41 protein-coding genes are annotated in these 21,396 nt (G+C 47.0%); 5 read left to right on the top strand and 36 right to left on the bottom strand.

Annotated features, from left to right (window positions below):
- Positions 1 to 16: 16 nt before the first annotated feature.
- From NST26_RS30250 to NST26_RS30340, 20 genes are all read right to left on the bottom strand, one after another.
- Positions 17 to 1,039, bottom strand: a complete 1,023-nt coding sequence (locus NST26_RS30250) for a hypothetical protein (RefSeq protein WP_340980533.1) — start codon at positions 1,037 to 1,039, stop codon at positions 17 to 19.
- Between the two features lie 313 nt (positions 1,040 to 1,352).
- On the bottom strand, positions 1,353 to 1,712 hold the full coding sequence (locus NST26_RS30255) for a RusA family crossover junction endodeoxyribonuclease (RefSeq protein WP_340980534.1): 360 nt from the start codon (positions 1,710 to 1,712) through the stop codon (positions 1,353 to 1,355).
- A gap of 252 nt (positions 1,713 to 1,964) precedes the next feature.
- Complete coding sequence (locus NST26_RS30260; RefSeq protein WP_340980535.1) at positions 1,965 to 2,303, bottom strand: hypothetical protein; 339 nt, start codon at positions 2,301 to 2,303, stop codon at positions 1,965 to 1,967.
- Entirely contained in the window at positions 2,300 to 2,698 is a 399-nt protein-coding gene (locus NST26_RS30265) for a hypothetical protein (RefSeq protein ID WP_340980536.1), read from the bottom strand. Before NST26_RS30265 ends, NST26_RS30260 begins: the two co-directional genes overlap by 4 nt.
- Positions 2,699 to 2,936: 238 nt before the next feature.
- The gene (locus NST26_RS30270; RefSeq protein WP_340980537.1) at positions 2,937 to 3,302 is read right to left on the bottom strand and encodes a hypothetical protein; all 366 of its coding nucleotides are present in this window, start codon (positions 3,300 to 3,302) and stop codon (positions 2,937 to 2,939) included.
- A 32-nt stretch (positions 3,303 to 3,334) separates the two neighbouring features.
- Positions 3,335 to 3,523: a hypothetical protein gene (locus NST26_RS30275; RefSeq protein WP_340980538.1), complete on the bottom strand. Its 189-nt coding sequence runs from the start codon at positions 3,521 to 3,523 to the stop codon at positions 3,335 to 3,337.
- 249 nt (positions 3,524 to 3,772) lie between these two features.
- Entirely contained in the window at positions 3,773 to 4,060 is a 288-nt protein-coding gene (locus tag NST26_RS30280; RefSeq protein WP_340980539.1) for a hypothetical protein, read from the bottom strand.
- 3 nt (positions 4,061 to 4,063) lie between these two features.
- The gene (locus NST26_RS30285) at positions 4,064 to 4,435 is read right to left on the bottom strand and encodes a hypothetical protein (protein ID WP_340980540.1); all 372 of its coding nucleotides are present in this window, start codon (positions 4,433 to 4,435) and stop codon (positions 4,064 to 4,066) included.
- Positions 4,432 to 4,629, bottom strand: a complete 198-nt coding sequence (locus NST26_RS30290) for a hypothetical protein (protein ID WP_340980541.1) — start codon at positions 4,627 to 4,629, stop codon at positions 4,432 to 4,434. Before NST26_RS30290 ends, NST26_RS30285 begins: the two co-directional genes overlap by 4 nt.
- 104 nt (positions 4,630 to 4,733) lie before the next feature.
- Entirely contained in the window at positions 4,734 to 5,633 is a 900-nt protein-coding gene (locus NST26_RS30295) for a hypothetical protein (RefSeq protein ID WP_340980542.1), read from the bottom strand.
- Positions 5,630 to 5,827: a hypothetical protein gene (locus tag NST26_RS30300; RefSeq protein ID WP_340980543.1), complete on the bottom strand. Its 198-nt coding sequence runs from the start codon at positions 5,825 to 5,827 to the stop codon at positions 5,630 to 5,632. Before NST26_RS30300 ends, NST26_RS30295 begins: the two co-directional genes overlap by 4 nt.
- 69 nt (positions 5,828 to 5,896) lie before the next feature.
- Entirely contained in the window at positions 5,897 to 6,295 is a 399-nt protein-coding gene (locus tag NST26_RS30305) for a hypothetical protein (RefSeq protein ID WP_340980544.1), read from the bottom strand.
- The gene (locus tag NST26_RS30310; RefSeq protein WP_340980545.1) at positions 6,292 to 6,567 is read right to left on the bottom strand and encodes a hypothetical protein; all 276 of its coding nucleotides are present in this window, start codon (positions 6,565 to 6,567) and stop codon (positions 6,292 to 6,294) included. Before NST26_RS30310 ends, NST26_RS30305 begins: the two co-directional genes overlap by 4 nt.
- Positions 6,560 to 6,952, bottom strand: coding sequence for a hypothetical protein (locus tag NST26_RS30315; RefSeq protein WP_340980546.1), 393 nt, complete (start codon positions 6,950 to 6,952; stop codon positions 6,560 to 6,562). Before NST26_RS30315 ends, NST26_RS30310 begins: the two co-directional genes overlap by 8 nt.
- Positions 6,953 to 7,378: 426 nt before the next feature.
- Positions 7,379 to 7,651 carry a hypothetical protein gene (locus tag NST26_RS30320; RefSeq protein WP_340980547.1) on the bottom strand — a complete coding sequence of 91 codons (273 nt, stop codon included), beginning with the start codon at positions 7,649 to 7,651 and terminating at the stop codon, positions 7,379 to 7,381.
- A gap of 66 nt (positions 7,652 to 7,717) precedes the next feature.
- Positions 7,718 to 7,825 carry a DUF1660 family phage protein gene (locus NST26_RS34130; RefSeq protein WP_445323350.1) on the bottom strand — a complete coding sequence of 36 codons (108 nt, stop codon included), beginning with the start codon at positions 7,823 to 7,825 and terminating at the stop codon, positions 7,718 to 7,720.
- A 3-nt stretch (positions 7,826 to 7,828) separates the two neighbouring features.
- The gene (gene dnaB / locus NST26_RS30325; RefSeq protein ID WP_340980548.1) at positions 7,829 to 9,145 is read right to left on the bottom strand and encodes a replicative DNA helicase; all 1,317 of its coding nucleotides are present in this window, start codon (positions 9,143 to 9,145) and stop codon (positions 7,829 to 7,831) included.
- Positions 9,127 to 9,504 (bottom strand): hypothetical protein, encoded by a 378-nt coding sequence (locus NST26_RS30330; protein ID WP_340980549.1) that lies wholly within the window; start codon positions 9,502 to 9,504, stop codon positions 9,127 to 9,129. The genes dnaB and NST26_RS30330 overlap by 19 nt, the downstream gene beginning before the upstream one ends.
- Positions 9,505 to 9,514: 10 nt before the next feature.
- Positions 9,515 to 10,234, bottom strand: a complete 720-nt coding sequence (locus tag NST26_RS30335) for a hypothetical protein (RefSeq protein WP_340980550.1) — start codon at positions 10,232 to 10,234, stop codon at positions 9,515 to 9,517.
- A gap of 3 nt (positions 10,235 to 10,237) precedes the next feature.
- On the bottom strand, positions 10,238 to 10,399 hold the full coding sequence (locus NST26_RS30340; RefSeq protein WP_143186250.1) for a toxin-antitoxin system HicB family antitoxin: 162 nt from the start codon (positions 10,397 to 10,399) through the stop codon (positions 10,238 to 10,240).
- Between the two features lie 133 nt (positions 10,400 to 10,532).
- Between NST26_RS30340 and NST26_RS30345 the strand changes: the two genes are divergently transcribed.
- Positions 10,533 to 10,739, top strand: a complete 207-nt coding sequence (locus tag NST26_RS30345) for a helix-turn-helix domain-containing protein (RefSeq protein ID WP_340980552.1) — start codon at positions 10,533 to 10,535, stop codon at positions 10,737 to 10,739.
- Here the strand turns inward: NST26_RS30345 and NST26_RS30350 are convergent.
- The 14 genes from NST26_RS30350 to NST26_RS30415 form a co-directional block, all read right to left on the bottom strand.
- Positions 10,736 to 10,879, bottom strand: a complete 144-nt coding sequence (locus NST26_RS30350; RefSeq protein ID WP_340980554.1) for a hypothetical protein — start codon at positions 10,877 to 10,879, stop codon at positions 10,736 to 10,738. The two genes, NST26_RS30345 and NST26_RS30350, sit on opposite strands and share 4 nt — an antisense overlap.
- A 13-nt stretch (positions 10,880 to 10,892) precedes the next feature.
- Positions 10,893 to 11,114, bottom strand: a complete 222-nt coding sequence (locus NST26_RS30355) for a zinc-finger domain-containing protein (RefSeq protein WP_340980555.1) — start codon at positions 11,112 to 11,114, stop codon at positions 10,893 to 10,895.
- Entirely contained in the window at positions 11,111 to 11,251 is a 141-nt protein-coding gene (locus tag NST26_RS30360; RefSeq protein WP_340980556.1) for a hypothetical protein, read from the bottom strand. Before NST26_RS30360 ends, NST26_RS30355 begins: the two co-directional genes overlap by 4 nt.
- A complete protein-coding gene (locus tag NST26_RS30365) occupies positions 11,229 to 11,456 on the bottom strand; it encodes a hypothetical protein (RefSeq protein WP_340980557.1) in 228 nt (75 codons plus the stop codon). Before NST26_RS30365 ends, NST26_RS30360 begins: the two co-directional genes overlap by 23 nt.
- Positions 11,456 to 11,737, bottom strand: a complete 282-nt coding sequence (locus tag NST26_RS30370; protein WP_340980558.1) for a hypothetical protein — start codon at positions 11,735 to 11,737, stop codon at positions 11,456 to 11,458. Before NST26_RS30370 ends, NST26_RS30365 begins: the two co-directional genes overlap by 1 nt.
- 154 nt (positions 11,738 to 11,891) lie before the next feature.
- On the bottom strand, positions 11,892 to 12,662 hold the full coding sequence (locus tag NST26_RS30375; protein ID WP_340980559.1) for an ERF family protein: 771 nt from the start codon (positions 12,660 to 12,662) through the stop codon (positions 11,892 to 11,894).
- Positions 12,659 to 12,880, bottom strand: coding sequence for a hypothetical protein (locus NST26_RS30380; RefSeq protein ID WP_340980561.1), 222 nt, complete (start codon positions 12,878 to 12,880; stop codon positions 12,659 to 12,661). The genes NST26_RS30375 and NST26_RS30380 overlap by 4 nt, the downstream gene beginning before the upstream one ends.
- On the bottom strand, positions 12,877 to 13,008 hold the full coding sequence (locus NST26_RS30385; RefSeq protein ID WP_340957589.1) for a hypothetical protein: 132 nt from the start codon (positions 13,006 to 13,008) through the stop codon (positions 12,877 to 12,879). The genes NST26_RS30380 and NST26_RS30385 overlap by 4 nt, the downstream gene beginning before the upstream one ends.
- Positions 13,009 to 13,200: 192 nt before the next feature.
- Entirely contained in the window at positions 13,201 to 13,491 is a 291-nt protein-coding gene (locus tag NST26_RS30390) for a hypothetical protein (protein WP_340980562.1), read from the bottom strand.
- A 43-nt stretch (positions 13,492 to 13,534) separates the two neighbouring features.
- Complete coding sequence (locus NST26_RS30395) at positions 13,535 to 13,735, bottom strand: hypothetical protein (protein ID WP_340980563.1); 201 nt, start codon at positions 13,733 to 13,735, stop codon at positions 13,535 to 13,537.
- Positions 13,736 to 13,929: 194 nt separating this feature from the next.
- Complete coding sequence (locus tag NST26_RS30400) at positions 13,930 to 14,196, bottom strand: DUF7667 family protein (RefSeq protein WP_340980565.1); 267 nt, start codon at positions 14,194 to 14,196, stop codon at positions 13,930 to 13,932.
- Positions 14,189 to 14,332, bottom strand: coding sequence for a hypothetical protein (locus tag NST26_RS30405; RefSeq protein WP_340980566.1), 144 nt, complete (start codon positions 14,330 to 14,332; stop codon positions 14,189 to 14,191). Before NST26_RS30405 ends, NST26_RS30400 begins: the two co-directional genes overlap by 8 nt.
- A gap of 82 nt (positions 14,333 to 14,414) precedes the next feature.
- The gene (locus NST26_RS30410; RefSeq protein ID WP_340980567.1) at positions 14,415 to 15,173 is read right to left on the bottom strand and encodes a phage antirepressor; all 759 of its coding nucleotides are present in this window, start codon (positions 15,171 to 15,173) and stop codon (positions 14,415 to 14,417) included.
- A gap of 76 nt (positions 15,174 to 15,249) precedes the next feature.
- Complete coding sequence (locus NST26_RS30415; protein WP_340980568.1) at positions 15,250 to 15,486, bottom strand: helix-turn-helix transcriptional regulator; 237 nt, start codon at positions 15,484 to 15,486, stop codon at positions 15,250 to 15,252.
- A gap of 161 nt (positions 15,487 to 15,647) precedes the next feature.
- Here NST26_RS30415 and NST26_RS30420 point away from each other — a divergent pair, with 161 nt between their 5' ends.
- Both NST26_RS30420 and NST26_RS30425 read left to right on the top strand, forming a co-directional pair.
- The gene (locus NST26_RS30420; protein WP_340980569.1) at positions 15,648 to 15,995 is read left to right on the top strand and encodes a helix-turn-helix domain-containing protein; all 348 of its coding nucleotides are present in this window, start codon (positions 15,648 to 15,650) and stop codon (positions 15,993 to 15,995) included.
- A gap of 247 nt (positions 15,996 to 16,242) precedes the next feature.
- Positions 16,243 to 16,455 (top strand): helix-turn-helix domain-containing protein, encoded by a 213-nt coding sequence (locus NST26_RS30425; protein WP_340980570.1) that lies wholly within the window; start codon positions 16,243 to 16,245, stop codon positions 16,453 to 16,455.
- Positions 16,456 to 16,660: 205 nt separating this feature from the next.
- Here NST26_RS30425 and NST26_RS30430 read toward each other — a convergent pair whose 3' ends face one another.
- Positions 16,661 to 16,993, bottom strand: a complete 333-nt coding sequence (locus tag NST26_RS30430; protein ID WP_340980571.1) for a hypothetical protein — start codon at positions 16,991 to 16,993, stop codon at positions 16,661 to 16,663.
- Positions 16,994 to 17,147: 154 nt separating this feature from the next.
- Here NST26_RS30430 and NST26_RS30435 point away from each other — a divergent pair, with 154 nt between their 5' ends.
- Positions 17,148 to 18,281, top strand: a complete 1,134-nt coding sequence (locus NST26_RS30435; RefSeq protein ID WP_340980573.1) for a trypsin-like peptidase domain-containing protein — start codon at positions 17,148 to 17,150, stop codon at positions 18,279 to 18,281.
- Positions 18,282 to 18,369: 88 nt separating this feature from the next.
- On the top strand, positions 18,370 to 19,854 hold the full coding sequence (locus tag NST26_RS30440; RefSeq protein WP_340980574.1) for a recombinase family protein: 1,485 nt from the start codon (positions 18,370 to 18,372) through the stop codon (positions 19,852 to 19,854).
- On the opposite strand, the gene NST26_RS30445 is transcribed toward NST26_RS30440, so the two are convergent.
- Positions 19,774 to 21,381 (bottom strand): DEAD/DEAH box helicase family protein, encoded by a 1,608-nt coding sequence (locus tag NST26_RS30445; protein ID WP_340980885.1) that lies wholly within the window; start codon positions 21,379 to 21,381, stop codon positions 19,774 to 19,776. The two genes, NST26_RS30440 and NST26_RS30445, sit on opposite strands and share 81 nt — an antisense overlap.
- Positions 21,382 to 21,396 lie beyond the last annotated feature (15 nt).

The following is a 21,396-nucleotide window of genomic DNA, read 5'->3' on the forward strand; positions in this document are numbered from 1 at the left end:
CTAATCGTTTATCTTCTTAAGCAACCGATCTAACGGATTCGATCTGGGCGACTCTGGCCTTGAGCTCTTCAAACTCTTCGCGTGTAACTGGCGATCCAGCCACTGTTGATGCCTCAGCAGCCAATCCAGGCTCTGCGGTGTTCTCGTCTTCGTCGCTACGAAAGGCAGGTACAGTGATTAAGTCGCTACCCACGGAAATATCGCTCGCATGATCTTCTTCAGCAGTGGCTGCGGTTCGAAACGATGGAGCTTCTTCGCTGGTCACCACCCGGTATCTCCCTCTCATATTTGTGGGGTTCTTGAGGTCTCCAGTCATGGTGAAGTAAGGGATTTCAATGGTTTCGTCCGTTGCAGCAAGTTCCGCTAGGTAGGTGTCCCGGCGAATATCGTCTTTCCAGCGGAGATTATAGATAATTGGCTTGGATTCCTCTTCTTTCTGACGCTGTTCTAGCCATTTTTCATGAGCAGAACGTACGTCAACCTCTTCAACCTTCACGGCCGCAGCTGCACCGATAGCAATTTCCTTGCGGAGATCATCCACTTGGCTGTTCAACCGTTCCACTTCAGCCTTTTCTTCATCAAGCAGTCGGCTTGCATTCGTCAAACGGGTGTTCAAGTCGCTGATTTCCAGATTTTGAACGCTCAGATCATGAGAGAGTTCTTCTTTTTCCTGTTGCAGCTTATCATTCTTCTCTTGCAGCGCGGTAATTGCTGCTTCCAGCGCTTTGGAGTTGGCAAGTTCAGCCTGTTTCATCTTTGACACGGCGTTCTGTATTACAGCATTCACGTAGTTGTAAGAGGTCTCCGCGCTTTCCGAACCGTAGTTCAGGAATAGATCCTTCGGGTCCACGCCTTCGAAGTCCAGACTGTCCATAAACTTCGCAACCTCACTGGTGACTGTCTCTTGCTCAGCAGCTTTCGAACGTTCCTCCAGTTCCAACTCTGCGGTTCGGTTTGAGATCCGATTAAACTCATCCCCCGGTGGGAGTTCTGCTAATCTTGTCTTCAATTCTTGCAGTGTCGCCGTTGTCAAATCCATTAATTTCACCCTTTCGGCTCATATACGTTTGTTTAACTGATTATTACCTATATTATACACTATTTCCCGCCACTATTGTACAAATATCTTTCATTTACTGCTGATTACTATGATTTTAATCATGCTGTTTTGAGATCAATCCCTCCCTTATGGAGTATCTTGCAACCCTCTGTGTATACGACCACAGGAGGCTCGTACAGCGCCCGTAAGCTGCGTTGGTGTGTTTGCCTGTCCAAGGTGATGATCGTTCCTCTATGGGCTCCACAGTCGTCTATAAGCTGATATCCGCTGCCAAGGTTGATCCATGCTACTCTCATGCGATCCACTCCTCAATTTTAATTACAATGCGAGCTTCATCTGCATAATATTTATTCGTGATTAGTCCGACCACTTGGTTATCATCTTCATAGGCTATCTTGTTGAGCGAGTCCATTACCCCTTTGGCTGCGTTGTCGATGTCCGGCTTCACTACTGGCCGATATTTACCTTCTGCCGCCAGCTGGCGCTTCTTCTTGCTGGTATCCTTCGGTAAAGGGTAATAAAAGTCCGCAGTCACTGTAATGGGCTGTTGCATCGGTGTCTTGATATGCTTCCTCGCTTCGTAGCCTAGCAGTTTCTTATAGTCCAGATACCTTTGTGCTGCCTGGTCCTTCCACTTTCCCTTTTGCGTCATCCTTACCGCGCCCATTGGCTTTACTTTTATCTCGAACTGTATCAGGTATACCCTCCCCTTTCTTTTTGAAGCCCCGGAAGTGATTCCCCGTCTTCCGCAGGGGCATAATCGGTGGACCGTACTTGGCTATCATCTCTGTGTACTCCTGTGGCGTCATCTGCCGGGTGACACACTCACTGTGTACGATCTCCCTGTTCGGCGGCGGGAATGAGGACACTACCGGCATAAGGGGAGATACGGCGGTGCTGTTTCTTAGCGCTGGTCATCGGTTATGACCTCCAGTTCTGTGATTGGCACCGGATGGAACCGTGCGGAGTTATCAAGATCAACAATTACCGTAGGTGCTGGAATATATACTCCACTTACTACTGTCCCCATTCCATAAATACCATGTAGCACTCTGTCTCCGTGTTTTGGGGTGTCTGGCTGTACTGGTGGTGTGGGGGAAAAGGTGCCGTCTTCTACTCGTTGTTCCACAATGTCAAGCATGTCGCGTTTTCCGCTACTGTAGTCATCATATGGATTCGTCTTGAGCTTTTTATATTCAGCATTCAGCCATTCCAGCAGCTTATCTGCGTCTATCAGTTTCATGGTCTGTCTTCCTCCCCTGGTAGGTTGATCCGGTAATAAGTCAAGCTGCCGTCTTCCTTGATCTTCACCAACTCACCCCTTTTAATCATCTTCTCTGCTTTGACATTCGCAATCTTGAAGGGATAGGAGTACCATCCGTCTATCTTACGCTGAGTGGTTATCTGGTAACATGCTCCGTTGAACATGATTACATCGTTTGCGTCTAACACTATGGTTTTTCTGCCGCATTTCACTTCCATGTGGGTTGTTCCTTTCTTTATGGGGAGCCTGGGATCGGCCCCCGCTTCGCTGGGATTATTCTGTCGATTGATGGCCTCCGGCCGGAGGATTACCGTATTGCTGCTTCTGGTACAGCGCGAATTTCCGTTCCCTCTCTTTGAATGCTTCGTAATCAAGCCATGTGTAACTGACACCTTGTAATATATGGTTATCACATCCGCACTCACAAATCTGATGTACAGAACCCTTCGCTGCTCGGAAATCTTTCTTGTATAGTGGCTTCATCATCACTCCGCATCTGGCACATTCGAAAGTCATACCGCGATTGGTTATAACTGCCTTCCTGCCTTTTGCCGGAGGAGCCAAGCATTCTTCAAACGTGATCAGTGCCGTGCTCATATCCTCTTCTCCCCCTTATACCTCATCAATGATTACATCTGGCCCATCAAGCATCCAATACTGTGTTGCATGACCATCACTAAAGGCTTCGTCAAGCACAGCCTGGATCTTGGCGATGTGTTCCGGCGTTATGCAGTCATTCGCCCGTTCGTCCCAATCTTCGTACATATCTTGATATTCATTTTCAATGTATTGGTCAATCATGTATTTAGCATCAGGTTTCCAAACCCTAGGTTCAGTCACTATCCAAGTGTGGTCCGATTTTTTCACTTCACCTGCTGCTATCATCTGCCGAAGTTCCAACGCAGTTACCGTTTCATGATAATCTTCATAGCTCAACATAGTGTCATCTGGAATTTCAGATAAAAGTACTGTTGCCATCGTGTATCCTCTCCCTTTGGGGTCTATGCCCCCTAATTAGCGCTTTCCTTCCACTTCTTGTATTCTTCCAACTCCCGGCGAAGCGCCTCGTTCTCCTGCTTCAGCGTCCGGCTACCCTTACATGTGGAGTGGCGCATATGGTCGCCTGTCCAGGCTATTTCGTCCTCATAGACTTGCCATCCGCAGATATAGCAATCTCCCAATATACAACCACTCGACATGTGTCTCTGCCCCCTTATAAGTTAAGCCCTATACGGCCTCCGCTAAGCTAAGCTGATTCGGTCGCTACGGAGGCCTGACGGCCGTTTAAAACATCTGTCCATGATCCCCGGTCTGTTTATTGGCCCAGCACACGATATCTGATTTGGCGCGAGAACAATCTGCTGGCGTAAGTACATTCGCATCTTGCATCTGTTGAATTGCTTCAAACCAAAGTTTTTGTCTCGCCAGTATCTCTTCCCTTGTGAGTGTCATTGGTTATCTCCTTCCTCACCCAGCCGCAGCATGGTAGGGCGCGGGCAGTAGTAATCTACAATCTGTGACTTACCACCACGGGGAACAGCGATGATAAAGCGCTCAAATTTGGTATACCATGTGTCAAATTTGATCTGTGCAAGTTTCAACCCGATTGGAAGAAACGTCATAGCGTTATAGTCTGATGGCACAATAGCATGCACTATCCCCTGCTTTGTCTTGGTGCTACCTTGGCTCTGGCTGGTCCATTTGACCGTATTACCTACTTTGATTTGAGTTGTCATGATTTATAAGCCCTCCTTGGGTGCTGGGGTATCTGGGTATAGAATCGATAAAGTATTCTTCATGAAGTCCATCATCAGGCTTCCACCGATCTCTTTTGAGTCGTAGAGTGGATATTCCTTAATGCAGTGTTCCAGTGATTCTTTCAGTATCCGCTCTCTCCGACCGCGCTCTTTGGCTTCTTGGAGCCAGTAGGGAAGAGCTGTCTTGTGCTCCTGAAGTGCTTCAGCGTCAATGCCCTCCCATATGGTGCTCATTAATCCTCCACGCTGCCAGACAGCCGTTGCGCTCGATTCAAGCGTCAACCACTTCGAATCTTTGACCGCCTCGCACATCTCCATATCCTTTTGCCAGTCCCTCGACGGTGTTTGGGTCATTGGGGGTTTACCTCCTCAACTTCAAGTTCACGAATCTCAGGATCTTCCACCTCTTTGGAACATTGATGGCACACTGACACATAAGCTTCATCGCTGTCCCACGCCATTCTTTCTGCTTGTTCCTTCGTATCTGCCTCAAACTCTCCGATGTATTTAGTTGCTACTACTCTTCCGTAAATTCTGAACTTTGGCATGTTATATCCTCCTTAGTGGGAGAGGAGGGTTACTCCTACTCCCTTAATGATATGGTTCGGCTTGGGCCTGTGCGGTCGTCTCGATGCCCTGTCGGCCTAGTGCATCAGATATAGCATCCACACCCGCCTATGTCGCTTAAATCAATCTTTGTTTGCAGCCCCAGCCCCGTATCCCACTCTTCCCGAAGCTCCCGAAGTGAGACGGGATAATCTATCTTATTGATCGTTCGAGTTAGGATAGTTATGTCCGTGCGTTCAAGGTATTGCTGCATCTCCAGTTCTTTCGCTTCGTGATAAAGGTACAATTCTCGGTTTTCCTGAAGCAGATTGATAAAGTGTCCCTGCCCCCCCCTGACGCAGAAGCCGCCGCAGTTGTTATGAGCAAATCCCATATTGTATAGCCGTGGTGCTGGGATGCCATATTGCTTCAATCCGTGCAACATATCCGATTTGTAAAGGTATGGCTGCTCTGTCATTGGGAACCAGCAATCATACGGCGACCATCCCTTCTCTATGCCGCCTATCCGGTGCATTTCGGTCCAGTCGATACCGAAGTATAGGATTGCCTCATCTGGCTTGTATCGTTCCTTCACCCAGCGTCTGGACAACTTCTGTTTCAGCTCCTCCGAACATTGCGCCACTCGGCTGTTGCCAATCCACTTACGATCCCGGAACACTTCCCACGGATCTCGGCTATCTGAAATCCAGTGGAGTTGTGGGATATAGTCCATAGCATCCGCCGCCAGCGCCGTCAGGTAATCTCGCCGTGCATCCATATCCTTTTCAACGTCAGGTATCGCTCCGCATAATTTTAAAAGGTAAACCGGCTTTGGTAGGTCGAATAGGCAAGCTGCGGACTCGATCATAAAACGGTAGAGGTCTTTATCCTCAATCAGTGTGTCGGTGAACAGTAACAGCATATCTTCAGTTCCGTTATTCTCAGCATCTCTTACTGCTGTCATCATGCTGCCAACTCCGCCGCTGTAACTGTGTATACGGATCATCGTTCTTTCTCCTGGTAGATGATTACAGCACATATCCTATGTTCAGTAACATACGTAGGTACAGCAGTTCCCACTAGCAATATGTCCACTATTGAACAGGTAGGATGGTTGTGTTTCCATCCTTCTAAAGCTTGACCGATTCTCAATGCACTATCTTCTACTGAATCAAATTTCGTATTTTCGTATTTATTCATTTCCTTTCGCCCCCTGTAGCGTGATATATGCCGCCTCTGCCCTCTCAAATGGGATGTGGTGTACCTGTGTCATGGCTGTGTCTCCCCTCCAAGTGCTGCGCGGGCAATAGCTCCTTTATCTCCTTCAACAATGAGAAATTCGTGGTTATAGTCTCTTGCGTAAAATTCCAGCGCCTCCCGTTGCCGGGCTATGGTCTGTTGTGCCTCTGCTAACTGCTCTTTCATAGCCGCCCGGTTGTCCTTGTATGTTTCAAGTGCTTCCTCATACAACTCTACTTTCTGCTTCAATGTGATAATGTCGCCCTCTGTCTCTTCTAGAGCAGCCAGCGCTCTATTTAAGTCTCTGCTTTCTCCGCCCAAATAACTGCACATGCTATCAAACACGGACATGATTCCAAGCGAAGCGCCTTGCACCTCCAACTCCTTGCGAAACATTGCACAGGTGGATTTAAGCGTTTCTGGTGTCATATCGTCTCTCCTTCGTTGTTAGATGATGTAAGTAGTGCGTTCCGGGCGATCTTCCCGCCATCCATCATTATTTGCGTTGGGATCACATTTCTATATTCGTCCATCTCCCATGCGTGGTTTTCCCTGTTTGCGTAGAACGCTAGGGCTTTGTCCTTTTCTTCTAGGAGAGATAGGAGGTAGCCAAGTTCCTCTACTGTCAATACTGCTAAGTATGTTTTAGGGTTCTTAGTGAACATTTTATATTGGCGTTTTATCACTGTTAGTTTATTCATGGGAACCCCCGATACGGCCCCCGGCTGGAGCCTGAGTGGATTCTGTCGATTGATGCCCTTCGGCCTGTGCTGCTCCTTTTATGCGTTTAATGGTGGTGCGAGCCAATTCCCCACGGTCCTCCAATATATCTGGTGCTTCCCAATAAATATCTTTTTCCTCATCATCAAGCCATCCTGACTTCTGTGCATATGGTTCTTCATCTCCGTACCATTCCAGCGCCTTTACTGCTTCATCCATTTGTCTCTCTGCGGCTTCCGCCACCGAAATCAATCTTTCTATCTTCTCCATTAGCGTTCTTGTCAGTAATGTTACCGGCAGGCGGCGTGAGATTACTTCCTCGCAAAATTTCTCATAGTCTGCTTTTATTTCTGCTATGTTAGTCATTCCCTTCACCCTCTCACCTTCATAAGCTATTCCTCATCTTCATCTTCCAAATCAGCGCATTCATCGCAAATATCATCGTAGTGGCTTTCTTCGGGATAAAATATCTCTCCACACAAAATGCATTGGTTCTCTATCACACAATATCACCTCACCTTCTGTGTGCCCCGTAGAGCGCTTAAAATGTGTAACCATCATAAATACCTGACCTTGCGGCTTTATCGCCTGTGTGGGGCTTGTATTAGATGCTGCGTCCGAATATGCCGCGTATCCTCTCTTCACTGATACCCCAACGGCTGTTTAACGTGCGGAAAGATTGGTGTTCGATGCTGCAATAGTATTCTGTCATCTGGCACTCTCCAAATTCGTGATGCTGAACTTTTACATGCGGACCATCTTCTTGGAGTTCCTCGCTGCAATAAGCACACTTCATCCCTTTCTCAATCCCCTTCCCCAGCACTTCATAATTGGATTGATGATCAGAACCTCTTGGGTGTCTAAGTCATATACCGGAGGTTCGTAGTATGATCCCGGGTCCATACAAACGATCTCTCCGGCGTGGCATATGATGCCGATCGGTTTTGCTCCGAACTCTTTCTCGTTGTAAGCAACCGGATATTTGTAATCGTTTGGATAGTCCCATTCTCCTGGATGGTCAACCGGCATGTAGCGGTAGTTGATATCGCCATATTCGTACTTCATCCCTGTTTCCTCCCTTGTTATCGCGCGTAGTGGCTCCGTAAACTCCGGTTACCCCCTCTTGAGTGGTTACTCTCTGCCACGATGTACTGACTTCCCACATCGTTTACACCGTTGATTCCACATCTTCATGTTGTAGTCGTATTTATGACCGAATAATTTGCATAGGATCTTCATAATTCATGATCCTTTCCTTTTGTCTGGCAGATCATGATGTGTAATATCCAGATCCAGAAATTTACCGTATTGTTTCAGGTTGATCATTTCTGCTGTGCCTACGCTGCCATTTCGGTTCTTTGCAACAATGCATTCGATTATGTTCGGTTTCTCTGTCGCCTTATCGTAATAATCATCACGGTAAAGGAAGGTGATAGTGTCTGCGTCTTGCTCAATGTTACCGGACTCTCGTAGGTCGCTGAGCATTGGTCGTTTGTCCTGCCGTTGCTCTACGCCGCGACTAAGCTGTGCCAATGCTACCACCGGACAATCATTTTCCCGGGCCATCTGCTTCAAGCTAGTGCTGACATATCCAACTTCCAGGTTGCGACTGTCAAACTTTTTACCGCCGCTGATCAACTGCAAATAGTCGATGTAAACGATTAGTTCCGAATTGCTTTTCTTGAGTTTCCTTACTGCTGACCGTATTTCCTGAATGCTAAGTCCCGGCCTATCGTCAATGTATAGATTCAATTCCACCATTTCTGCATAAGCAATTACGTATTTTCCCCATTCTTCATCTCTTAACTGGCCTGTCTTGATTCGTTCTCCCTCTATGTTGCACTCAGCTGCAATCATCCGATCATATAACTGATTCTGCGGCTGTTCTAAGCTGAATATGGCTACCGTCACCTTCTCTCCAGCGTTTTTCCTGGCATTATTCAGCATCATGGCTGTCTTTCCCACTGATGGACGGGCGGCAATGATGTTTAATGTTTGCTTCTGCCACTTACCAGTGATCCTGTCCAGTGCCTTACCGGCTGTGCTAAGTCCAAGTGACTTTTTGGAGTATTTCTTTTCCTGTAGTTGTTCGTAATGGTTTTCTAGGCCTTTACTTATGTGCACAAAACCTTCTTTAGTTCGCGCTTGGTCGCTGATGGTTTCTGCAATTCCCATGAGTTCGGCTGAAAACTCTGCTGGATTCCCATATCCCGCGCCGTAAATCTCATGAATCGCACGCATTCCGGCACGCATCAAGCTTTTTTCTCTAACAATTCGTTCATGCTCCGTAAAGTTCGCCACGGTATCAATGGATTGGCTCATTTGAAGCAGATACCCCGTACCGCCTATCTCTTGAATTAACTCACCAAGCCCAGCAGTGATCATTACGAAATCTACTTTTTTCTCACTGTCCCGCAGCTCTACCATCTGTTCGAAGATGATTTTATGCCCACTGTGATAAAACTGGTCCGGCTGCAATGTTGTTTCGTAAATCAGTTCAGGCGACTTCAGCACCGAACCAATTACAGCTTGTTCGGCTTCTAAGCTGAAGTATTCCATTCTGTACCTCTTTTCTCTGCAATCTTCTTTTGCGCCCATTCTTCACGAGTCATACCGTCTCTGACCCATGGTAGTTCACTCGGAATACTCTTGCGTAGTTCTTCCTGTTCCTGAATCATTTTCCGGGTTCGCTCAATCTCTCGCTTTCCTTCGATCCGGGAGTTAGGCTTGATGATTGCTGCGATTGATGGCAGATATTCTACGCTTTCTGTGTACTCATCAACATTAGCTCGCACATTCTCATAATCATGAGGAATAAGTTTTTTAATCCAAATCTCTGCAATGCTCTTATCAACCTTCCAGTTTGGATAACAGGCTGCTAATTCCTTGAATAATTCCTTGGCCTGTTCTCTTTCCATGCTGCACCTCCTATAGGTTGTCTACAAAGTCTAGTCTTCCGGGAGTTTCCGGGAAATTCTTAACATTGTCTAACGATTCCTTTTTTGTCTTACCTTCCTTTTTCAGTCGTTCTAAGATGGTAATTGCGTATGGTACATTCTTGTTTTCTGACTGCTTAATGGCTGATTCGATCACTTCTATATCGAAAATGCCTATGTAAGCGCAGATTTGTTCTAACTGGAACGTCCCTTTGCACTCAATCTTGTATTTATTTATTAGTTTTAAGATGATTTGAGGATAAGACACGACATTCCCTTCTGTTCCGTTCTGTTCAGTTCTATTCCCTTCTGTTCTGTTCAGTTCAGAGGGAACATTTGAGAAGTTCCCGGAAGTTCCCGGAATCTCTCCAATTTCTGGTGGATCGGGATGCTTCGATCTAGTTCTTTTATGCAATCCTTGCTGATGATCATCAAAATTTATCACTTGGATGTATTTGTCACTTTCAACCTGATACCAGATAATCAAACCCGCATCATGCAGTTCTTTGATCGCTCGTTCAATTTCCCTTATGGACTTATCCATCATAGGTACGACTAACGCCTTAACCTTTGCGGGAGATCCTGTAAGTCTTCCAAAGTCATCCGTGTGCGGTATGATCCAGGTGAAAAGCAGCATATCGAATACGTCCGGCAGCATGTTTACTTTCTCTGAAATGCTGATGCTCTTGCTGATCATTCGTTTTTCAGCCATTCCTTACACCGCCGTTCGTTCCGGCGTAAAAATCTTCTTATCAGCTTTTTCCTCGATTGCATCCAAGATGAACTCTTGCATGGAAATTCCTTTTTCAACGCAGTAGAGTTTCAGTTCCTTGTGAAGTTCTTCGGAAAGTCGCAGAGGATAAGATTTCAATTTCATGACTTCAACCTCCCTTTATTCTTTGAGTTAAATATATCACTATACCGTTAATTAATCAACGGTAACGTTAAACTTTATCTTATACCGTTTACTTATAAATGGTTATGATTATGATAGGTATAGGTGATAAGTGATGATTAAAAGCAATCTTGCTATGCTTATGGCGGAAAAAAAGATCCGCAGTTTAAACAAATTGTCGAAAGAAACGGGTGTGAGCGGTCCAGCGCTGGCACGTCTTTATGATGGGACAAATGTACGCATCGACTATTCCACCATTGAAGCGCTCTGCCGTTTCTTCGATTGCAAAATCGGAGACCTCATAGAATATGTTCCTGACTAAGCACTCTGCCTCTCTAACTCGTCAATCTTCTCCTGTGCAAACTCAATCATATGCTGATCCCACTCCATCCCTCCTACGTCACCGTAGCGTTTCGCCTCTTCTAGCGCTGCGGTGTATACGGAGATCACTTCGTTCCACATGGCGATTTTTCTTTCATGCGCTTACCCCTTTCTTCTGCTTCCGGCGCGCCCGGACTTCCTTGTCCAGTGTGACCGCGATCTTCAGCAGCTTTTTCCCTGTCGCACACTTGGTGTTACAGTGCTTCTGTAGCCGGTTGTATGATGGCTGCGCCCACTTCTTGTCAACACGCTTCGGGCATACTTTGCAGGCCTCTAGCAGCCGATCCATGTCCTGTAATGTTTCTTTACGGCTCATATCAGCACCGCCAGTGCCGCAGCCAGGGCCAGCAGGGCCATGCTCACACGCAGCAGCATGTCGTTTAAGGTGGGCAGCGTCTCTTCCCGGGTGGTGCATATGGTTCCGTGCTGGTCACGGGTTACGCGTTGTTTCATGGGTTCTCGCCTCTTCCAGTAGATTTGTTAACACTTCAGTCTGACTATCATCCATGCTCCATACCACACGCAGCTCGTTTGCCCCTAGAGAGCGTTTTAGCCTACGTTCCAGTAAAACTACCAAGTCGATGAATGATGCCTGTTTGGCCTGTTCTAGCTCGTCTGTGAGCGTACCGGATAATGATGCCAAGAAACGTTTGAACATCAGGCTTCCTCCTTGTAACTCCAGTAGTTTTTACCGTTACCCTCGCTGTAGTAGAGCCGCAGCATCGCGCCGTATTGTTTCTTCCACTGCCGGCCCTCAAACTCGTTATCACACCAATCGTGACACGTTCCCTTGAAGCCATGTGTGCCGCACAGGTTCATGATGTTGGCCGGATCGTAACCCGGCCCCATGTGTGATGCTTCAAGAATGTGAGCCTTGCTGAGATCCTTGGATGTACCACAGCGCTCACAGACTGGTACATCAGTGTCCTTAAGCTCCATAGAGCGACGATTTACTTCGGACCTAACCTCGCCCGTCACTTTGGTGATCGCGCCTCTCAGGCGGTTGTGGCGCTTGTGGTGGTCAAGTATGCCCTCGCGCCATGGGGCTACCTTCTTTTTGGGCTACCTTCTTTTTGGGCTTCTTTCGCATGGGCTACGCTCCTTTCTGGTAGTTATTCAGAAGGTTGATAAACTCGCTGGCCTCTTTCTTGGTAAGCTCCTTGATGCTCTCCCGGCCCCCAATCTCGGAGATCATGCGGCGGAAGTCGTCTTCATCAATGCCTTTATCCTTCTTAAGCTTGTGACAGTAGGAAATCTGTGCCGTGCTTATCAATCCCTGCGGCCCTGTGCCTGCGCTGGAGCCATTATGTTGTGCTGCTGGTGAGTTAGTTTGTGATGGTTCTTTAGGCGCTGCTGGAGTCTTTGTAGAAGGTTTAGATGGTGGTGGTGCGTCTCCGTCCATTCTCTGTTGGAACGCATCCGGGTCGTCTTTGTCCGTTGCGATGTTGAAAAATTTGAGCATGAAGTATTTTTCAGCATATGTTAATGCCTTGCCTACGCCTTTTTCACCAGCGATATCTACGCCTTGGGCATACCACAGTTTGGTTACTTTCTCATCGGGATTATCAGCATTCACCCAGGTCATAGTCATATCAAGCTCGGTGAAATATGTGGTTGTTCTCTTGGTGATCTCTCCGTTTGATCCCTTAAATTCAATGTCAGATCCCGACACCTGATGTCCTGTAATCTCCGGCTCTAGGATCAGGCCCATTTCATCCATTTTTGAGCGTACCGCAGCCAAAACTTGGCTACTCGGCGTGTATTTGTATTGAGAACCTTCAGTCGCTTTCTGTAGATATGTGACAACTTTTCTGACCTCAACCAACTTTTGATAAAGGTTCAGCGGTTTGATTTCTTCGCTCATTCTGGCACCTCCAGTTCATAAATTATCTTCACAGGTTGAGCATGGTAATCCTCCGGCACATCCGGCGCGTAATACCCATGTAGGAACGCGTCTACGTCCACCACGCTGCCCCAGCGGTCTACGGTCATAAAATCTGTCTTGCGCTCACCACGGACGTTCAGAAACGATCCGTCCCGGTGCTGTATGACATACCGGATACGTTCGTCCCGGGTCTTCATCTGAACGGTTCCTCATAGTGTTCAACCTCGCTCGTCAGCATCGCTACTTGCTTTAATAAATCCTCGTTTTCATGTTCGAGTTGTTGGATATAATCAGAGAGTTGGGCCAAATCTTTGAAATCACGCATCTGTCATTCCTCCTAAAGTTTTGTTATACTGAGATTGAATATTTTAATATGCGACTAACACGGGCGGCCCTGCTATGGCTGCCTGTTCTCGTTTCCACACTCTTGCGTAGTTCTTGAAGCATGTCATCACCCACCGTTTGTCATTCGGTCTCTGTTTCGCCAGTTCCAGGTATAAGGTGCGGTCCTGCGGGATCATTTATCACCCATTGCAGGTTGTGTCCAAGAATACAAAACCTCTGCATCATTCCACCATTCATCAATTTCCGAATCGTTGTATTTGTACACGATCAATGCAGTTTGATTTTCTTTTCTACGAACTTCAACTTTGTGTTTAGCCCAACTATTCTTGAAACTAGGAATGTTATAGGCCGTTACCATAAAACCGCTACTGCTGCCAGAATCAAAAGGCCTAACGTCTGCAAAAACTCCATCACCACTATGTTCAGTTTCAATCCTGAAGTTTTGAAAGTTTGTAATATTCATTTCATTCACTCCCCTGTAATGGTTTAAAATATCGGCTACCGTCTTAAGCAGTTTCTTTCAGCTCTCTTTCCAGATAAGTTCTACCGTTCTCCATTTGCTTCTGAAACTCGTCATAAGGCATGATGAACGTTGGTTTGTATCCCCGGTAGTGTAGTGCGTTTATCAATCCTTCGTAGTCTGGAGCCGACCAGCAGAAGTGCCGGCCGCACTCCGTATCAACGATGTACTCTGTCTCAGCTTGCATCGTCAAACCCTCCCTCAAGTCTCCGTACCATTACTGGGATCTGGCAATCTACTGCCTCCAGCATGCACGATTGGCAGTGTGGTTCGTGGTGATCGTATACCTCATATTCAGCTGGGCGGCCGCAGCCACATTTAGGCTCATTTGGAATTTTGAAAGTGTACACCGATGTGAGTCGTCTAATCTCCGATTGCTTCTTAGCCACTGTAAATTCCCCCTCGAATGAATTTCTTGCTTACTGCCTCGATCCGGGCGCAAATGTCGTGCTGCCACTCTGTGTCGTCCGTCTCAAACGCTTGTTGTGACGCGATCTTGATCTTGCCAAGCTCGAACATTACGTCTGCGTTAATCTGCATGCAGTCGTGAAACTCAACTTGCTCATCTGCCGTCAGCGGACGCTTATCAACGATCGTGTGAAGCTCAGCCAGCCGCTGGTGCACCGGTAGTACCACGAGTTCAACCAACCTTCTTCTCCCCTTTCACGTATGCCTCCATCAGCTGCTTGCGGTACTTCAAGTTCATCCGCGCTAATCTCACGTGCAATTTGTACCACGCCTGCGGTGATAATCCAGGGTTTTTGCCTTGTGGTTGCAGTTTCATGCTGTAGCCTCCTTGGAAGTTTTATCCTTTTAAGTCGATTGGTGTCGGTATATAATTGATACTAGATTGATAGATTAGTAACCTATGCCGCCTTTAAAAACTTGTTAATGAAGTAGATCTGACCTTTTCCGGTCACTTTGGAGGTGTATGTTAGCTTAATCGTCCCGTCTGAGCTACCGCGGTGACCTGTTTTGACTTCGAACAATCCGAGTTCCATAGAGCGTTGTGTAGGTCGGTTGTACTCAGTACCTGATTTGATCAGATATCCCTCTTCGCGCAACCATTTGTACAGCCGGTGTTCGCCGATCTCTACGCCCTTCTGTCTCAGTAGCTTTGCAAGGTCAGCCACCAGGATGGAGTCTTTGGAGATTTCCACCGATTCTGCAAAGTGAACTTTCGGCTTGTCGGCTTCAATCTTCTGCTGCAGCAGCCTGTTCTTCTCTTGCTCCGTCTTCATCTGGTTAGCCATCTGGATGATGAAGTCAGGGTCAGTGAGTACCTTTTCAATAGTGCTTGGTGTCATGTATGCGCCGTGCTGCCGGATACTTGGGATGACTTCGTGTGTAATCCAACGTTTAAACTGTTTGGCTTCAGGTTTACGGCTGCCGAGGATTAGGGAGTATAGGCCGGATTCGTTAACGATGGTTACATTTTGTTTTCCACCAAGGGTGTCAGTTGAACTTACTCCCTTTTCGTCTTCATCTAGACGATCAATTGCCATGCGACTATTTGTAAGTTCAAGAACATCACATACATCTTTAGCAACAAACCATGGTTCACCGTTAATCACCGTGCTGCGGACTTCTTGATTGCTGTACATGAATTTTTGAATTTGATTCATTCAATTCACTCCTTTTTCAAATAATTGGTTGTACAATACAAGAATTGTTGGATTTTGTTCATACATAATCAATCACTTATGCAGGTGTTTTTTCGCCATTTTGTTGCACTTGTGTTCCATCATTGTAAAAAAAAATATCCCGTGGATCTCTGCCAAGAACATTAGATATGGAGATAAGTAGTCTGCCAGAAGGTTCTTGACCGTTAAGCTCAATATTAGTAATTGTCTGCCTTGATGTCTTAGATCTCCTAGCAAGTTCCGCTACCGACATGCCTCTTTCTTCTCTAATGGTTCTGAGCTTGTTGTCAAACATGTGTAACACCTCCTTGACTACAATGTAGCACATGTATTCCAAAATAGTCAAGTATGTTTTCCGTATAATTTATTTAGTTTTTGTTATACGTGGTGTAAAGTAAGTATTACACGCAGTGAGAATGATTTTCTTATCATAATTTAAGGAAAAGGTGGTTTGAAATGTCTTCATTGGGCGAGATTTTAAAGAATCTTAGAGGGAAGGAATCATTGCGTGACGCAGCGGATCGTATAGGAATCAGTCATACGTATTTGAGGATTTTAGAAAAAGGGGTTGATTTAAGATCTGGTAATCCTGTAAAGGTAACCGCAGACACACTTAAATTAATATCTGACGCTTACAACTACCCTTACAATCAATTGTTACGTGCAGCTGATATCATTGATGATGAAACGAGAGATGAATTGATCGAGGAATCTAAAATGAAAATTGCAGAGGAAATAATTAATTTGCCTGAGGATAAACGGAAAATAATAGAGGACCTGCTACGTACTTTTAAAAATAATTAGCCGGCCCCATTTAGGAGTTATTTTATTAATTGGATATGATATTTAATCGCTTCTGTAAGTTTCGGAGCATTTATTAAGATTGAATGTTCTAACAGAACCATCAATTCTTCACCGCTTGTCCTAAGTATAATTTCGTTTATTTCATCATTAGACATGGCATCTAGCTCCGTTCTGTGCTGATTAAATTCATAATAAGCGAACGAATGTTCTTTATCAACTAAAATTTGTGTTATTGTGAGGCTCGATCATGGGTTACAAACCTGGTCGTTGCCTAATCACTGAAAGACTTAATGATCTGAGAGAAAACCAACAATGGCTCAGTGAAAAGTCAGGGATTAGTAAATCCCAAATATCCGATTACGCGAATAATCGAAGAACTATGTCACTGGGGACGGCAAAGACGATAGCAACCGTTTTAAAATGCCACATTGATGATTTGTATAAGTTTATTCAGGATTAGGCTTGGGCAGCTACGCTGCTCCGACCCGGGACGAAGTTCGCGAGATGCTGTACTCAGAAGAACTACCTATACATATTGTGAATCAAATCACCTACTTTGTAAATAATTTATGCTGTTAATATAACACCATATACTTGAAAACGTTGTCGAACGCGGTCGAACGATTGTGTGGTTTGGACCCCAGTAACGGGGTTGATTTTTCACATCAACTCTGCTTTGTTACATTTGTGTGGGTACCATCGACAAATTTCACCACGGACCCATTATTTTTTATGGATTTTATATTTTCGACTCTCCTATTGTTGATCACTTTATGGCCCATCATTTCGTATCCGTACTTCCCGCAGATCAAGGAAACGTCCGCTAGAGTCGTCACAGAAATATAAGAACCGTGCGCTGTATGAAATGCCAATACCTTGGCCGAGTGTTTGGTGCGTTCCCATAGATCTATGTAATTTATCTCTTCGAGCAAGTCAAGCTCCACAAAGTCGTTGTCAGTATCGTCTCTACCGTACATCTTTACAGCGATCATTTTCATGTTGTTCCCCCTAGATGTGATACCTCATTTTAAGGGGAATTCAGGAAATAATCATTGTGTAAAATATGACAAGTAAATTATAGTAAGTGTTGGGAAATAACGAGGAACACATAGTAAATACCGCAGCATATGCGGATATTAGGGGGAAATAGTGATGAGAAAATTTATTATATGTGTTTTTGTGTTATTGATGATTATGCCATCTTTAACTTTTGCAAAATCTTCGAATCTAACCTTGTCTATAAATGGAGTTGCTATATCTAAAGGTGCACCACCTGTAATATTAAACAATTCAACTTATATACCTCTGAGAAGTTTATTCGAAAATATAGATTTCACAGTAGTGTATTATCCTGAGTATAAGTCAGCACTTGCTTCTTATAATAAAGGCCCCTTTGAAATAGCCTTTACAATAGACTCAGATAAAGTTGAGGTTCGCACGACATATTTAAATTCAACTAGTAAAATAGTGAAAATATCAGGTAAGCCAATACTAATAAAAGGATCCGTTTATGTTCCTATGAGGGCTTTTAGTGAACTACTTGGTTCAAATGTAAATTACGATAAATATAAATATGTAGTGTATTTTAACTCCAGTGTAGAGTCAATACGAAATAAGATTTATCCATTGGTTTCACTGAGTATAGATGAACCAAGTTCAATAAATAATTTAGATAAAGGGATTAATGACACAAAGAAAACTTTATCAGCTAAAGAGATAGCGCTACTAATGGATCGAGTTGGATATGTTGTGTCGTATGATATTCAAGGAAATGCTGTATCATCAGGATCTGGGTTTACGTTATCTGGGGGGATTTTTATAACAAATCATCATGTAATAGAGAACAGTTCAGGAATTATGGTAAAAATAGATGGTGTGGTTTACGATTCTCATGGATGGTATAAATTTGACAACCCAGCAACTGATATCTTCGGGGTTTTTCTTTCAACCTCTTACAACGAAAACGGCGGAATTACTGGAAGTTCTCCTTATAAGTTTTTAAATTACAATGTTAATTTGCCTGAAATTGGAGACAAAGTTTATGCGATAGGTAGTCCACAGGGATTAGAAAACTCGCTTTCAGAGGGGATAGTTTCAGGAATAAGAACAATTGATGGCGTTACTACCATTCAACATACAGCTGATATTGATCATGGTTCTTCTGGTGGTGCATTGATTGATGAGTATGGGAATGTAATAGGCGTGACTAATGCCGGCATTGGTGGAGGTAATCTAGAATTTGCAATTCCTATTAAATATGTAATTGATGAAGTGAATAAACTCTAATTTTAATTACGGCCATACTCAATCCGGGTATGGTCTTTTTGTTACCCCTCTTCTACAATACAGACATAGAGAGTAAGGAGTGATCCAAGTGAAAGCAGGGATATACATCCGGGTATCGACAGACGAGCAAGCAGCTGAAGGATTCTCGATTGACGCACAGAAGCGCCGGCTGCTGGCCTATGCCGATTCTCAGGACTGGGAAGTCACAGAGGTATATATAGATGATGGATGGTCCGCGAAGGATCTGAAGCGCCCTGAGATGCAGCGTATGATCAAAGATGTGGAGATACACGCGTTTGATGTGGTTCTGGTGTACAAGCTTGACCGCATGACCCGTTCGGCTAGTGACTGTGATAACCTCATCAAGATGTTCGAGTCCCACAACGTCAAGTTTCAGAGCTGTACGGAGTCGTTTGAGACACGCACAGCGACAGGTAGACTATTTATCCGCCTAGTGGCGGATATCGCTCAGTGGGAGCGTGAGAACACAGCAGAGCGTGTACGCATGGGTATGGAGCAAATGGTGCACGAGGGACGGCGGCCGGGAGGTCCGGTGAACTTCGGGTATGACAAATTTGAAAAACTGGTTCAAGAGGAATACATGCAGAATCGGCTGGTAAGGAAATTTTACCTGGAGGGATTGGGACTAAAAGGCGTGGCAACCAAACTGAACGACATGGGCCTGCTGCGCCGCGGATACCGTTGGACATCATTCAGCGTCTGGTATATCCTGGATAACCCTTACTATGCCGGTAAACGGAGGTACGGAACGAAAAAAGCAAATGGAAAATACGCACATCGGAAAATGGAAGATCACGTTGATGTGCTGATCGTGGATGGGACACAGGATTTAACCTTTACCTGGGAAGAGTATATGGAACATAAGGAAGAAATGAAGCGCCGATCATTCACCGGACACTCTAAGGTACGAGAGTACTGGTTCAGCGGTGTACTCAAGTGCAGCAAATGCGGAGGAAAGATGTCAGGCCGATATCACCAAAATAAGCGTCAGGATGGAAGTTACAATAAGATACTTTCCTATATATGCACTGGCCGACAAACGGGTAAAGGGTGTACCATGCCGATGTTCCGTCAGGAACTGGTGGAGTCGCTGCTGCTGGAATGGATTGGTGAAAGGTTATCCACAGATTATTCAGCTATCCGGGAACTGGCTGCAACCGCTGAAGAGGATCCGGTAGTTGATCTACGCAAGGACTTGGCGAGGGAGTTAGAAAAGGTCAGAGACCGGCGCAAGAAGTGGCAGCGCATGTATGCTGATGATCTGATATCTCAGGAGGAACTGCGGGAGCACAATGCCGATGAAAAACAGAATGAGGAATTACTGATGGCCGAACTTGCAAAAATGCCGGATGTCCACATAGAGGATTATGCAGAGCAGAACGAAATCTTATTTGGCCTGCCGGAAGTGTGGGACCAGATGGATGATGTGGATAAGCATGAAATGATTCTGGATATCTTCAAAGAGATCGTGTTATACACACCACTCGATAAAGCACATGGCAAGAAAGGAAAGTTCATTCCGGCATCCATTCAGAGTGTTATTTTCAATTAATCGTGTGTAGATTGTTATGTACGGTAACGCATCGATCTCATCGATGATGACCAGATCAAAGGCCTGGTGAAACCGCAGCAGCTGGTGCGTGGTCGCCAGCGTGATCCGGCTGCGGCGCAAGCGGTCCTTGCTGCCTCCGTACAGCACGGCGGGGACATCCGCCGGGAAGGCCTTGGCCAGGCGCGGCGCAAGCTCCAGCACGACGTCGCGCCGCGGCGTGGCGATCAGCGCCCGGCCCCCGGCCGCGAGCGCCGCCTCCAGGAGCGGGAAGACCATCTCCGTCTTCCCCGCGCCCGTCACTGCCCAGAGCAGGAACCGCTCTGGGCCTCTTGCGGCAGAGCGCCTGCGCGGCTCCGCCAGGAACCCCAGCGCAGCAGCGGCGGCCGCCGCCTGCGCTGCGCTAAGCCCCCACCGGCGTGCCGCTACGGTGGGGGACACGCCGGCCGTGCAGCGCACGGCCGGCAGCGGTGCGCTGCGCAGCAGCAGCGCGCAAGCCCGGCTGCGCCCCAGTGCGAGGCAGGCCTCGCAATAGGCGCAGCCGGCAAGGCCGCACGCGGCGCAGGCCGTGCGGCCCGTGGGCACGCTGCCGCAGCGCAGGCAGCGCGGCACTTCGCGGCGGCGCAGGCCCAGCCGCGTGGCGCCCGTAGGGCCCAGGACGGCGGCCGTAAGCCGCAGCCGTCCCTGGAGATAGGCGAGCTGCGCAGCAGCCCGCCAATTCTCCGCCAGCTCCGGGAGCTGCTCGGCCACCAGCGCCTCTGCTTCACCCTGAAGCAGCGAACGCCCATCCAACGCCGTAACCAGGCGGTCTGCTCCCGCTGCAAGCACCGCCGTTCCCCGCCTCCGTAGGCTATCCTGTTCGTTCCCTCTCCAGCTCTCCCTCCTACTTCCCCGCTTGATAACCCGTTCATTCTCCCACTCCTTCTCCCCGCCGCTGTCCCTCCCACTCGCCCACTCGCTCCCCGCTTCATCTCCCCATTCACATCCCTCTCCAACTCTCTGCTCAGCTACCTCCGCCTTACGCTCCCCGTTCCAGCCAACCCTCTGCCCATTCCCCCAGATACCCTCCAATCCCCCATCCCCGCTCCATCCCCTGTCCTCCGGCAGCCTACACAACTCAGCCTCCTCAAAAGGCCAACCCGCTCCCCGTCCTCCTCCGGCAGCCTGCTCCGCCCGGATCTCCGCCTTCAAGAGAGCTGCGGCGTATTTCCTCCAGGCTGCCTCATCCCAGCGCTGCATCTGGTTCGTGAACTGGCAGGCTGCTGCCAGCTTCACCGCCCAGCCCATCGGCAGTGACCTTGAGAGCAGCACAACCCGGTCCGCCGTTTGACTTCTCTGGTCTGCCCGCTGACTTTTCCGTTCTGCCGCTTGGCTTTCCCCGTTTGCCAATCGACCTCCCCCGTCCACCCATCGACCTCCCCAACCCACAACCCCCTCCGCCTCACCCGCCCACCATAATTCATCCACCGCCAGATTCAATGAAATCCGGGCCTGCCACTGTCCGCCCTGCGCCACCACATACACAGCCACCTTCAATTTCATTGC

The organism is Paenibacillus sp. FSL R7-0128 (assembly GCF_038002245.1).
GTDB classification, from domain to species: domain Bacteria; phylum Bacillota; class Bacilli; order Paenibacillales; family Paenibacillaceae; genus Paenibacillus_AQ; species Paenibacillus_AQ silagei.